The organism is Reyranella sp. (genome assembly GCF_965227665.1).
Classification (GTDB): domain Bacteria; phylum Pseudomonadota; class Alphaproteobacteria; order Reyranellales; family Reyranellaceae; genus Reyranella.
Genome location: NZ_OZ245767.1, coordinates 5,437,648 through 5,449,014 on the forward strand (window position 1 = coordinate 5,437,648; position 11,367 = coordinate 5,449,014).

Here is an 11,367-nt window from a genome sequence, read left to right on the forward strand (position 1 = left end):
GGCCCCGCGGGACCGCCTCTTGTCTCGTTCTGTCCGACCGCCTGCTTACTGAGCCGGGCAGGCGTAGATGTTCATCTCGGGGCCGAGATCGTACGGCGGCGGCACCTGCGAGAGGGCCGTGACCTTCGGATCCATCGCCCAGTCGAAGGCGCGCTTGCCGCGGCTGCAGAATTCCTTGTCGGTCGGTGCGCGCTGCGCCGTGCGGTTGGCGACTTCGGTCACGAACACGTCCGTGTTGAAGCGCTTGCGGGCAGCGATCTGGGACAGCGAGCGGGCATTGGTCGCGAACTCGGTGCGGAACTTGCCGACGAAATCGGCATAGACCTGCTCGTAGGCGCGGCGTCCACCCGGGCCCTGGCACTGCAGAGTCACGACCTGGAGTTCCTGCTGGACCATGCGGGAGCGCACGATCTCGAGATCCGCTGCGTTGTAGCAGATCGCCCGGATCTGGCCCGCGGGAGGCGCAGGCGGAACGGGAGCCTGATAGTCCGCCGCCGGCGGCTTCACCGGCGCAGCCGCTGTCTTGGATTCGCCGAGCGTACAGGCGCCCAGGGCGAGCATACTCCCCGTAAGAATTGCCGCCTGTGTAAGCCTCTTGAACATCCGCAAACTCCCAACGCCGTTGGCCGGAAACCGCCAGCGGGTACAACAGTTAGCCGCCCGTTTCAAACGCTAATACCAATTGCGGGGCGAGATGCGCCCATTTCCCGCAATTCTCGGTGTAAAGCTTTGGTGAGGGCCCGGTCGAATACCCAACCGCAGGTCAATCTAGGCCTCGCCACCGTAAGCGGTGGCGCGATCCGGAAAATCCCGACGCGGCCGCAGGCGGGGCGGGCCACCATCCGGGCGGGGGCCCCAAACCGTCAGGCGGGCATGGCCTCGAGCTTGGCCTTGATGAGCGGCATACGGTCGTTGCCAAAGAACATGTCGCCGCCGACGAACATCGTCGGGCTGCCGAAGCCACCGCGGGCGATCAGCTCCTCTGTGTTGGTGCGCAGCCGCGCTTTGCACGAATCAGTCTCGATGCCTGCGAAGAAGCGCTGCCGCTCGATGCCGGCCCTGGTGGCGATGTCGGCGAGCACATCTTCCTTGGACAGGTCGCGATCGTCGCCCCAATAGGCCTCGAAGGCGGCGGTGGCGTAGGCGGGAAGCTTGCCCTGGTCCAACGCCACAATGGCGCCCCGCATGCACTTCACGCTGTTCACGGGGAAGACCGTCGGCGGGAACCGGATGGCGAGCCCGTAGAGGCGGGCCCAGTCCTGCATGTCCTTCTGCATGTAGGCCTGCTTGCGTGGATTGGGCTTGGCGCGGCTCTCATAGACGGTCTGGTTGACCGCGTTGAACACGCCGCCGACCAGGATCGGCTTCCAGATGATCTCGGCACCGGCTTCCTGCGCCAGGGGCTGGATCGCGTGGAAGGCGAGATAGGTCCACGGACTGGAGCAATCGAAGTAGAAATCGAGTTGTCGCGCCATTTCGTCCTCCAGAAGCCGTCCGCCTTGTCGTTGCCATACATGGCGCGTATCTTGCAATTCCATGACGGTACCGACCGGCCAGTGTAGAGAAATGGGCCCTAAAAAGATCGCCATCGTCGTGCATCAGCAGCACTCGCGTCCCGGACGGGTCGGCGCGCTGCTCGAAAAGCGCGGTTACGAACTCCACAGATTTTGCCCCAATCTGGGCTGCAACCTGCCTGAGGACATGTCCGACTATGCGGGGGTCGTGGTCTTCGGCGGCCCGATGTCGGCCAACGATTGCGGCACCCTGGCCGGCATCAAGTGCGAGCTCGACTGGATTCCCAAGGTCGTCGATGCCGGCGTTCCCTTCCTCGGCCTCTGCCTCGGCGCCCAGCTTCTGACACGCGCGGCCGGCGGCCGGGTCGGACCGCATCCCGAAGGGCTGGTCGAGATCGGCTATGTCGAGGTGGAGCCCACCGAGGCGGGCCGTGAATGGTTCAGGGCTCCGATGAAGGTCTACCAGTGGCATCGCGAGGGCATGACGATCCCGGACTGCTGCGAGCTGCTGGCCACAAACGACCGCTACCCGGTTCAGGGGTTCCGGTGCGGCCCCAACGCCTTCGGCTTCCAGTTCCATCCCGAGGTCACCCTCGAGATGAAGGGCATCTGGACTCTTTCGGCAGCCGAGCGTCTCAAGATGCCGGGCGCGCAGCAGCGCGGCGTGCATCTCTCGATGCATGCGCTGTACGATCCGCCGCTCGACCGCTGGATCAATGGCTTCCTCGACCGGTGGCTCGCCACCGACCAGCGAGTCGCTGCAGCGTCGGGGGAGTCCCGCAGTCCCGCCGTCGAGTTCGCCGCCGCCGCCGACTAGCGGCGCCATGGTTCGGCAACCTGTCATGGGCTAGTGTCTCCGCCAACAAGAGGAGACGCTGAATGATATCGGGTGCGCTGATTTTCGTCCTTGCCGTCGTCCTCGTGGCGCTCGTGCTGATCTTCGCCGGCGTCAAGACGGTGACGCAGGGCACCAACTGGACGGTCGAGCGGTTCGGCCGCTACACGCGCACGCTGGCGCCCGGCCTGCATTTCATCGTGCCCTTCATCGACACGATCGGCCGCAAGATGAACATGCAGGAGAATGTCTTCGACATTCCGGCGCAGAAGGTGATCACCAAGGACAATGCCACGGTGCAGGTCGATGCCGTAGCCTTCTATCAGGTGGTTGACGCCGCCCGCGCCGCCTATGAGGTCCAGAACCTCCACCAGGCCATCACCAACCTGGTGCTGACCAACATCCGCTCGGTCATGGGCAACATGGCGCTCGACGAGGCTCTGTCGAAGCGCAACGACATCAACAACACGCTGCTCGCGGTCATCGACCAGGCCACCGGCCCCTGGGGCGTGAAGGTGCTGCGCATCGAGGTCAAGGACATCGCTCCGCCCGAGGACATCGTGGTGGCGATGGGCCGCCAGATGAAAGCCGAGCGCGAGAAGCGCGCGACCATCCTCGAGGCCGAGGGCATTCGCGAATCCAGCATCCAGCGCGCGCAAGGCGAGAAGCAGTCGGCGATCCTGACCGCCGAGGGACGCCGGGAAGCAGCCTTTCGCGACGCCGAGGCGCGCGAGCGCATGGCGGAGGCGGAGGCCAAGGCGACCTCGGTCGTGGCCGAGGCGATCGCCGGCAACGGCGTGCAGGCGACCAATTACTTCCTGGGCACCAAATACGTCGAGGCGCTGTCGAAGATGGGCTCCAGTCCCAATGCCAAGGTTTTCTTCCTGCCCGTCGAGGCGGCCGGCGTCATGGCCTCGATCGCCGGCATCGGCGAGCTCGCCAAGGAAGCGCAGGCACGGGGCGTCGACGCCACGCGGCCGCGCGGTTCCGTTCCCCCCGCGGGCTGATCAGCGATGTTCAAGGTGGTCTTCTGGTACTGGTGGGCGGTCGCGGCCGTGCTGCTCGTCTTCGAGATGATGCTGCCGGGCGTCGTCTTCCTGTTCCTTGCCATCGGCGCGGCGGCGGCAGGTCTCTTCCTGCTGGTCGTCTCCGACCTCTCGATCGAGCTACAGCTCCTGACCTTCGCGGTGATCTCCGTCGTTGCGGCCGTCGGGCTGCGGCGCACGTTGCGCCGCCTGCAGCATGCCGACAATCCGCGGACCTCGACGCTCAATGCCCGCGGCGAGGCCCTGATCGGCAGGATCATCGTGCTCGACGAGCCGATCCTGAACGGACGCGGCCGCGTCATCCTCGGCGATGGAAGCTGGAGCGTGACAGGGCCCGACATGGTCAAGGGCGCCAAGGTGCGTGTGAAGTCGGTGAGCGGCACCGAACTCGTGGTGGAGCCGGCGCCCTGAACCTCGGGATTCCGACGGGCGTTCCATAATCCGCCCCAGACTTGTCTATGGTTAACTAATAGGTTAACTATAGGCCTGCTTCGGGAGGATCGCGATGGAACGGTCTTACGGCTGGGTGATCGTCGGCGCCGGCGCGCTGATGGGATGCGTGGCGATCGGGGCGCTGTTCTCGCTGGCGGTCTTCCTGCAGCCCATGTCCGAGGCGACCGGCTGGTCGCGCACCGGCATTTCGAGCGCCATGACGCTCGATTTCCTGGCGATGGGCGTGGCGGCCTTCGGGTGGGGGGCGCTGAGCGACCGCTTCGGACCACGCATCGTCGTGCTCTCGGGCGCGCTCCTGCTGGGCCTCGGTCTGGCGCTGGCCAGCCGGGCCTCCAGCCTGCTCGAATTCCAGCTCATCTACGGGATCGTTGTGGGCATTGCGGCCGGGGCGGTGTTCGCGCCGATGATCGCCACCGTGACCGGCTGGTTCGAGCGGCACCGCAGTCTCGCCGTCTCGCTGGTCTCCGCCGGGATGGGCGTGGCGCCCATGACCATCTCGCCCTTCGCCCAGTGGCTCATTTCCACCCACGACTGGCGGACGGCCATGTTGACGATCGCGATCGGTGCCTGGGCGCTGCTGGTGCCGGCCGCCCTGCTGGTCCGCCGTCCGCCGCAGGCCACGGCCTCATCGCCGGGCATGCCCTCGGAAGGCGGGGAGGGCATGAGGGTGGGCCAGGCGCTGCGCTCGCCGCAGTTCATCGTTCTTTCGCTCACGTTCTTCTGCTGCTGCGCCGCCCATTCCGGCCCGATCTTCCACACGGTGAGCTATGCGCTGGCCTGCGGCCTGCCGGCCATGACGGCGGTCACGATCTACAGTGTCGAGGGGTTGGCGGGCCTCGGCGGCCGCATCCTGTTCGGTCTGTTGGGCGACCGGTTCGGCGCGCGAAGAGTGGTTGTCGTGGGGTTGATGGTCCAGGCGGTGGGCGCCGGCAGCTACTACTTCACGCGCGATGCGGGGGAGTTCTATGCCGTCGCCATCCTGTTCGGGATGGCCTATGGCGGGGTCATGCCCCTCTATGCCGTGCTGGCCCGCGAATACTTCCCCATGCGCATCATGGGGACCGTGTTCGGCGGCGCGGCCATGGTCTCCAGCCTCGGCATGGCGCTGGGCCCGGCGGTCGGCGGCTGGATCTTCGATACGTTCCACGGCTACGGCTATCTCTACATCGCGTCGTTCGGCATGGGCCTGGCGGCCGTCGCCATCGCGCTGGCCTTCCCGACCCCATCCTCGGCCCAACGTGGGCCGCAGGCGCAGCCGGCTTAATCTGCGCAGGCTACGCAACGGCGGGGCCATCTTTCGAGTTGTTCCGGTAACAGAACCCGGAGAGTGCGATGAAAGTGGCCTTGCCTGTCCTGCTCGTCCTCGCGGTCGCCGGCGGCGCCGCTCTGGCCCAGCCCCAGCGTTTCAATTCAGACTTCAGCACGATGCAGGAGTCCGGCCCGCCGGTCGCGGGAGGGAACGGCGCCACGGTTGGGCCGAACTGGAAGAACCAGGCGATCCTGCCGATGCCCGGCTCCACCGAGATCAGCGAAGTGCCGCGCTACCCGATCACAGAGGAGCCGATCGCGACGAAGCCGACGGCGCCCCCGGTTCGGCAGCCGTCGCGCCGCGCCCAATAGGTCCGTTAGATGATGGCGTCGCCGTCCTTCAGGAAGGCTTCGAGGGCGCGCTCGTGCGGCTCGAGGTCCAATCCCTGCGCCGCCACCCACTCGTCATTGTAGTAGGTGTTTCCGTAGCGTTCCCCGCTGTCGCAGATCAGCGACACGAGGGACCCCGTGCGGCCCTCCGCCTTCATGCGCGAGGTGAGGATGCACAGCGCCACGAAGTTCGTGCCGGTCGAGCCGCCCACCTTGCGGCCGAGCAGGCGCGAGAGGACGCGCATGCCGGCCAGCGACTGGGCGTCCGGAACGCGCATCATGCGATCGATCATGTTGGGCAGGAACGAGGGCTCGACCCTCGGCCGACCGATCCCCTCGATGCGCGAGCCGCGCTCGCAGGTTGCCTGGAGATTGCCTTTGGCGAAGGCTTCGAAGAAGGCCGAAAACTCCGGGTCGGCGACGCAAAGCCTCGTGGCGTAGCGCATATAACGGATGTACCGGCCGAGCGTCGCGGTGGTGCCGCCGGTCCCCGCGCTCATCACGATCCAGGTCGGTACCGGATGGGGCTCGCGGCTCATCTGCTCGAAGATCGACTCGGCGATGTTGTTGTTCCCGCGCCAGTCGGTGGCACGCTCGGCATAGGTGAACTGGTCGACGTAGACGCCCCGCAACTCGGTCGCCAGAGACTCGGCGGCGGCGTAGATGCCGCGACCGTCGGCGACGAGATGACACTTGCCGTGCTGCCGCTCGATCTCGGCGACCTTCTCCGCCGAGGTCGATGCCGACATCACGGCGTGGAAGGGCAGGCCCAGCAGGCGGGCGAAGTAGGCCTCCGAGATCGCGGTCGAGCCCGACGAGGCCTCGACGATCGGCGTGTCCTGCCGGATCCGGCCGTTGCAGATCCCGTACAGGAACAGCGAGCGGGCCAGCCGGTGCTTGAGGCTCCCCGTGGGATGAGTCGATTCGTCCTTGAGATAGACGTCGATCCCCTCGAGCATCGGCAGGTCGAGCCGCAGCAGGTGAGTATCCGCGGAGCGACGCTGGTCGTTGCGGATCAGATCCAGCGCGCGGCGTGACCATTCGGCATCGTTGTTCCGGGCGACCGCCTCGTCGAGAAGCTGCATGTGCGTCATGGTCCGCTCGCCCGTTTCCGCCGATGCCCTCAGCCGCCGATGATCTTCTTTTCGATCATGCAGTGGATGCCCTTGTTGCCGTCGACCGTCTGCGTGACGTGCAGGTCGGCCTGCAGACTGCAGAGCATGTAGGCGTCCTCGGGCTTCAGGCCGGTCTTGGCGGTGATGAGCCGGATCATGTCGCGCAGGGCTTCCTTGGCGGCGTCGTCGAGATCCTGGTCGAAGCCGTGGGTGATCCAGTGGGTCGCCGTCTCGGCGCGCGGATTGTTGAGCTTCATGCCCTTGTGCAGCGTGAACTTGAAGGTGCCGCTCAGGCTGGTCTCGAGCGCCGTCAGGTTGACCTCGCCGTCGCCCTGCACGCCGTGGCCGTCGCCGGTCGAGAACAGGCCGCCATCGGCGAAGACGGGGAAGTAGACCGTGGTGCCGACCCGGAAATGCTTGTTGTCGATGTTGCCGCCGAAGGCGCGCGGCTCGACCGAGCTGCACTGGCCCCATTCCGGCGGCGGGGCGACGCCCATGATGCCGAAGAAGGGCTTGAGCTCGATCTCGGTGCCCCAGGGCATGGTGCAGACGCCGCGGTTGGAATCGATCGGGATGTGGGTCAGGCGGTAGAAGGGGAAGTCCTCGGGCAGGGTGCCCATCAGCGGCCGCTGCACGTTCCAGCCCCAGTTGGTGCGGAACTTGATGTCGAGCACCTCGACGGCCAGAACGTCGCCGCGCTCGGCGCCCTCGACATGGACGGGCCCGGTCAGGATGTGCCGACCGATATGCGGCGTAAGCTTGGCGATGATCTCGCGATGCTCGGGCAGCACGTTGTAGGGCTCGCCGGGCAGGATCTCGGCGGCGCCGGACACGCAGTGGATCGTGGCGGTGTCGCCCGACTTGATGCGAAGCTGTGGCGGGAGCTGGCTGTCGAAATAGCCCCAGTGGCAGGTCTCGGGCGAAGAATGCAGCTCGTGGTTGGCCATTTCGATCCTCAATTGTAGTGTCCTGCGCCCGAAGCACATACCGTGCCCGGGGAATCATCTCAAATCGGACCAGAAAGTCTTCCGTGAACTATCGCCACGGCTATCACGCCGGCAATTTCGCCGACCTGCTGAAGCACACCGCGCTCTGCGAGCTGCTGCGCCTGCTGACGGCCAAGGACAAGAAGCTGTTCGTGCTCGACACCCATGCCGGCGCCGGGGGCTACGACCTCGCCGGCTCTCAGGCGCGCCGTACGGGCGAGGCGGAGACCGGAATCGGACGCCTGATGAGCGAGAGCCGAACCGGGATGCCCGCCGCCATCGGCCGCTATCTCGCGGCAGTTCAGGCCTACGATCGCAAGTTCGGGCCGCCGGGCGGTGCGCTCCATCGCTATCCCGGCTCGCCGCGACTGGTCCGGGTGGCCCTGCGGCCCGGCGACCGCTTCATCGCCTGCGAGAAGCATCCCGAAGAGGCGTTGCTGCTGAAGCGTGAGTTTGCCGGCGACCGGGCCGTCGAAGTTCGCCAAGCAGACGGGTACCATGCGATCAAGGCGACACTGCCGCCGGTCGAGCGCCGCGCCCTGGTGCTGATAGACCCGCCCTTCGAGGCGACCGACGAGTTCGAGGTGCTGACGCGGGCGGTTCGCCACGGGCTACGCCGCTTGGCCACCGGCTGCTTTGCGATCTGGTATCCGATCAAGGACGAGGCGGCCGTCGCCTCCTTCTTGGCATCGCTGGCGGAAGGGAATTACCTGCGCCTGGAACTCGACCTGGGCCCTCGGACCCCCGAGGGAAAGCTCGCAGCCTGCGGGCTCATAGTGATCAATCCGCCCTGGAAGTTCGAAGAGGCCATGCGGGAGGCACTGCCCTGGATCGCCGCGCGTCTCGGGGACGGCGCGAGATCGAACGTCTTCGCTTCGCCGACCGAGGCGCCGGCCCAGGCATGATGCAACGAGGGCAGGGCTATTTCTTGCCGTCGGCGTTCTTCTCCGGCCGCCATCCCCAAGTTTCGTAGGCGGCTTCGAGAATTCGCGGGTCCAGCGCGCGGCTCTCGATCTTGACGCCTTCACCCAGCCGGTCCGCGATGATCTTCAGGCCCTCGAGCCGGGCATGCATCTTCTCGTCGCTGGCGACGACATGCCAGGGAGCGTGTTCGGTGTCGGTGCGTTCCAGCATGTCATCGTAGGCATCGAGATACTGCTTGCGCTTGGCGATGTTGCGGAAATCCTCGAGGCCGATCTTGTAGTGCTTGCTGGGCTTGCTCAGTCGCTCGATCATCCGCCGCTTCTGTTCCTCGGCGCTGACATGCACCAGCAGCTTCACGATGCGCACGCCATCGTCGGCGAGTTGGCGCTCGAATTCATTGATCTCGCGGTAGGCGCGCTCCCAGGCGGACTTCTCGCAGAAACCCTCGATACGCTCCACAAGGACCCGACCGTACCAGGTGCGGTCGAAAATCGCCCAGTTGCCCGGGGCCGGCAGCCGGTTCCAGAAGCGCCAGAGGTAGTGGTGGCCCTGTTCTTCGGGAGTGGGCGCGCCGATGCGCCAGACCTGGACCGATTTCGGCTCCAGTCCCGCCACCAGCCGCTCGATCATGCCGCCCTTGCCGGCGGCGTCCCAGCCGTCGAGACAGATCAGCGCCCGTCCCCCGGTCCGCAGGTCGTGAATCTGCAAGTCGAGCAGCCGATCCTGCAGTTTCTTGATCTGGCGTTCGTAGCTCTGCTTGTCGATCGGACCGTCGATCATCTCGATCTTGTCCAGCCGTGGCCATTTGCCCATCCGGTCCTCCCGCCAGGATCGTGACAGCGGCGTGGCGTCGAGGCAATGCACGGAGATTGACAGCGGTAACCTGCGCGACGACTAATCTTCGCCGATGGCCGAAGCGGAACCCACAATTCGTTACACCGAGCGGGCGGGCAAGCCCGTCATGGAAGTCGGCGGCACCTGGACGGTGTTCAGCGTCCGCGGCATCCGCAAGAAGGCCGAGAGCGCTCTTGCGGGCGCCGGCCTCCGCTCGAAGGATCGTCCCGCCATCGATGCGACCGGGGTCGGCCGCGTCGACACGGCCGGGGCGCTCGAGATCCTAGAAATCTCCGGGTGCGGGCCCGATGCCGAGGTGCAGACCCGGAACGAGGCGCAGGCCGCCCTCTTCAAGGTTGTCCGCGAAAATATGTGCCAGGCGCCGCCCGACCGTCGGGTCAATTGGCTGGCACACTGGCTGGACGAGATCGGCCACGGAACGATCGACTTCTACAAACAGGTCCTCAATCTCTGCGCCTTTTTCGGCGAGATCCTCGTCGTCTTCGTCGAGGCCGTGCTGCAGCCCAAGCGTTTCCGGCCGAACGCCATCATCCGGCAGATGTACGAGGTCTGGATTCGCGCCCTCGTGATCGTGGGCGTGCTGTGCTTTCTGATCGGCGTGGTCATCGCCTACCAGGGCGTGCAGCAGCTTCGCCAGTTCGGGGCCGAGACCTTCACCGTCGAGGCGGTGGGCATCGGCATGTTCCGCGAGCTGGGGCCGCTCCTGACCGCGATCATCGTCGCGGGCCGCTCGGGCAGCGCCTTCACGGCCCAGATCGGCACCATGCAGGTCAACCAGGAGGTCGATGCGATGCGCACGATCGGCCTCAATCCCGTCGAATGGCTGGTCCTGCCGCGCATCAGCGCGCTGCTGATCTCGATGCCGCTGCTCGCCTTCTGGGGAGACATGGCGGGCCTGCTCGGCGGCGCGGTCGCCTGCACCATCTATCTCGACTTCACCTTCGTGCAGTTTTTCGACCGGCTGCGCGACACTGTGGGTGCATGGCATTTCTATACCGGCATGATCAAGGCGCCGGTTTTCGGCGTCGTGATTGCCACCATCGGCTGCTTCGAAGGGCTGCAGGTCCGCGGCAGCGCCGAAAGCGTAGGCCAGCTCACGACCAAATCGGTGGTGGAATCGATCTTCTGCGTGATCGTGCTGGACGCCGTGTTCTCGATCATCTTCCTGCTCGCCGGCGTCTGATGCCCGAAGGCGCCAAGCTGGAAGGGGGGCAGATCGTCGATCACCGCGATGGCCGGGAAGTCGTGCTGCGCCTGCGGGGCATCCGCACCCAATTCGGCGACAAGGTGATCCACGACCATCTAGATTTCGACGTATTCCGCGGCGAGATTGTCGGTCTGGTCGGCGGTTCGGGGACCGGCAAGTCGGTCCTTCTTCGAACCATCATCGGCCTGAACCAGGCGCGCGAGGGCAAGATCGAGATGCTCGGGGTCGATACCAGCACCCTGCAGGGCAAAGCGCAGCGCCAGATGCTGGCCCGTACCGGCGTCCAGTTCCAGGATGGCGCGCTGTTCTCCTCGCTCAGCGTCACCGAAAACATCATCGTCCCGATCCGGGAGCATGCCGAGCTCGAAGAGCAGACCATGCGCGACATCGCCGCCCTCAAGGTGGCCTTGGTCGGTCTTCCGGGCGATACTGGCGAGAAGAAGCCGTCGGAACTTTCCGGCGGCATGCGCAAACGTGCCAGTCTGGCCCGGGCGCTGGCGCTCGATCCGGAACTCCTGTTCCTCGACGAGCCGACGGCCGGTCTGGATCCGATCGGCGCCTCGCATTACGACGAGCTGGTGAAGGGCCTTAGCCACAATCTCGGCCTGACCGTCCTGATGGTCACGCACGACCTCGATAGCCTCAATGCAATTTGCGACCGCATTGCAGTCCTTCTCGACAAGCGCGTCGTGGTGGGTACGATGGCGGAGTTGCTGGAATACGACCATCCTTGGGTCCGGGAATACTTCCACGGACCGCGTGGGCGCGCAGCGCGGCGGGAGCAGAAGTAGTAT

General features: G+C 65.9%; 13 protein-coding genes. 8 read left to right on the plus strand and 5 right to left on the minus strand.

From position 1 onward, the window contains the following. Positions 1-45 precede the first annotated feature (45 nt). Positions 46-603 (minus strand): hypothetical protein, encoded by a 558-nt coding sequence (locus ACO07I_RS26300; protein WP_422012734.1) that lies wholly within the window; start codon positions 601-603, stop codon positions 46-48. Between the two features lie 260 nt (positions 604-863). After that, a complete protein-coding gene (locus ACO07I_RS26305) occupies positions 864-1,475 on the minus strand; it encodes a 2-hydroxychromene-2-carboxylate isomerase (RefSeq protein WP_422012736.1) in 612 nt (203 codons plus the stop codon). 91 nt (positions 1,476-1,566) lie between these two features. On the opposite strand from ACO07I_RS26305, the gene ACO07I_RS26310 reads away from it, so the two are divergent. From ACO07I_RS26310 to ACO07I_RS26330, 5 genes are all read left to right on the plus strand, one after another. After that, a complete protein-coding gene (locus ACO07I_RS26310; protein ID WP_422012738.1) occupies positions 1,567-2,331 on the plus strand; it encodes a glutamine amidotransferase-related protein in 765 nt (254 codons plus the stop codon). 65 nt (positions 2,332-2,396) lie between these two features. Beyond that, the gene (locus tag ACO07I_RS26315) at positions 2,397-3,356 is read left to right on the plus strand and encodes an SPFH domain-containing protein (RefSeq protein WP_422018384.1); all 960 of its coding nucleotides are present in this window, start codon (positions 2,397-2,399) and stop codon (positions 3,354-3,356) included. 6 nt (positions 3,357-3,362) lie between these two features. Next, complete coding sequence (locus ACO07I_RS26320) at positions 3,363-3,806, plus strand: NfeD family protein (protein WP_422012740.1); 444 nt, start codon at positions 3,363-3,365, stop codon at positions 3,804-3,806. Positions 3,807-3,900: 94 nt separating this feature from the next. Continuing rightward, complete coding sequence (locus ACO07I_RS26325; RefSeq protein WP_422012742.1) at positions 3,901-5,112, plus strand: MFS transporter; 1,212 nt, start codon at positions 3,901-3,903, stop codon at positions 5,110-5,112. 68 nt (positions 5,113-5,180) lie between these two features. Beyond that, positions 5,181-5,468, plus strand: coding sequence for a hypothetical protein (locus ACO07I_RS26330; RefSeq protein ID WP_422012744.1), 288 nt, complete (start codon positions 5,181-5,183; stop codon positions 5,466-5,468). 5 nt (positions 5,469-5,473) lie between these two features. Here the strand turns inward: ACO07I_RS26330 and ACO07I_RS26335 are convergent, their stop codons facing one another. After that, positions 5,474-6,580 (minus strand): PLP-dependent cysteine synthase family protein, encoded by a 1,107-nt coding sequence (locus ACO07I_RS26335; protein WP_422012746.1) that lies wholly within the window; start codon positions 6,578-6,580, stop codon positions 5,474-5,476. A 29-nt stretch (positions 6,581-6,609) separates the two neighbouring features. Next, positions 6,610-7,548, minus strand: a complete 939-nt coding sequence (locus ACO07I_RS26340) for an acetamidase/formamidase family protein (protein WP_422012748.1) — start codon at positions 7,546-7,548, stop codon at positions 6,610-6,612. Positions 7,549-7,631: 83 nt separating this feature from the next. On the opposite strand from ACO07I_RS26340, the gene ACO07I_RS26345 reads away from it, so the two are divergent. Beyond that, positions 7,632-8,492 carry a 23S rRNA (adenine(2030)-N(6))-methyltransferase RlmJ gene (locus tag ACO07I_RS26345; RefSeq protein WP_422012750.1) on the plus strand — a complete coding sequence of 287 codons (861 nt, stop codon included), beginning with the start codon at positions 7,632-7,634 and terminating at the stop codon, positions 8,490-8,492. A gap of 16 nt (positions 8,493-8,508) precedes the next feature. Here the strand turns inward: ACO07I_RS26345 and ACO07I_RS26350 are convergent, their stop codons facing one another. Then, positions 8,509-9,324, minus strand: coding sequence for a polyphosphate kinase 2 family protein (locus ACO07I_RS26350; RefSeq protein WP_422012752.1), 816 nt, complete (start codon positions 9,322-9,324; stop codon positions 8,509-8,511). A 94-nt stretch (positions 9,325-9,418) separates the two neighbouring features. On the opposite strand from ACO07I_RS26350, the gene ACO07I_RS26355 reads away from it, so the two are divergent. Both ACO07I_RS26355 and ACO07I_RS26360 read left to right on the plus strand, forming a co-directional pair. Next, positions 9,419-10,549 (plus strand): MlaE family ABC transporter permease, encoded by a 1,131-nt coding sequence (locus ACO07I_RS26355; protein ID WP_422012754.1) that lies wholly within the window; start codon positions 9,419-9,421, stop codon positions 10,547-10,549. Beyond that, complete coding sequence (locus tag ACO07I_RS26360; protein ID WP_422012756.1) at positions 10,549-11,364, plus strand: ABC transporter ATP-binding protein; 816 nt, start codon at positions 10,549-10,551, stop codon at positions 11,362-11,364. The genes ACO07I_RS26355 and ACO07I_RS26360 overlap by 1 nt, the downstream gene beginning before the upstream one ends. Positions 11,365-11,367 lie beyond the last annotated feature (3 nt).

Bases quoted from the DNA above. Each gene is read 5' to 3' on its own strand.
- ACO07I_RS26320 (WP_422012740.1), top strand. From the start codon at position 3,363: ATGTTCAAGGTGGTCTTCTGGTACTGGTGGGCGGTCGCGGCCGTGCTG.
- ACO07I_RS26350 (WP_422012752.1), bottom strand. From the start codon at position 9,324: ATGGGCAAATGGCCACGGCTGGACAAGATCGAGATGATCGACGGTCCG.
- ACO07I_RS26300 (WP_422012734.1), bottom strand. From the start codon at position 603: ATGTTCAAGAGGCTTACACAGGCGGCAATTCTTACGGGGAGTATGCTC.
- ACO07I_RS26305 (WP_422012736.1), bottom strand. From the start codon at position 1,475: ATGGCGCGACAACTCGATTTCTACTTCGATTGCTCCAGTCCGTGGACC.
- ACO07I_RS26360 (WP_422012756.1), top strand. From the start codon at position 10,549: ATGCCCGAAGGCGCCAAGCTGGAAGGGGGGCAGATCGTCGATCACCGC.
- ACO07I_RS26325 (WP_422012742.1), top strand. From the start codon at position 3,901: ATGGAACGGTCTTACGGCTGGGTGATCGTCGGCGCCGGCGCGCTGATG.
- ACO07I_RS26330 (WP_422012744.1), top strand. From the start codon at position 5,181: ATGAAAGTGGCCTTGCCTGTCCTGCTCGTCCTCGCGGTCGCCGGCGGC.
- ACO07I_RS26310 (WP_422012738.1), top strand. From the start codon at position 1,567: ATGGGCCCTAAAAAGATCGCCATCGTCGTGCATCAGCAGCACTCGCGT.
- ACO07I_RS26335 (WP_422012746.1), bottom strand. From the start codon at position 6,580: ATGACGCACATGCAGCTTCTCGACGAGGCGGTCGCCCGGAACAACGAT.
- ACO07I_RS26340 (WP_422012748.1), bottom strand. From the start codon at position 7,548: ATGGCCAACCACGAGCTGCATTCTTCGCCCGAGACCTGCCACTGGGGC.
- ACO07I_RS26355 (WP_422012754.1), top strand. From the start codon at position 9,419: ATGGCCGAAGCGGAACCCACAATTCGTTACACCGAGCGGGCGGGCAAG.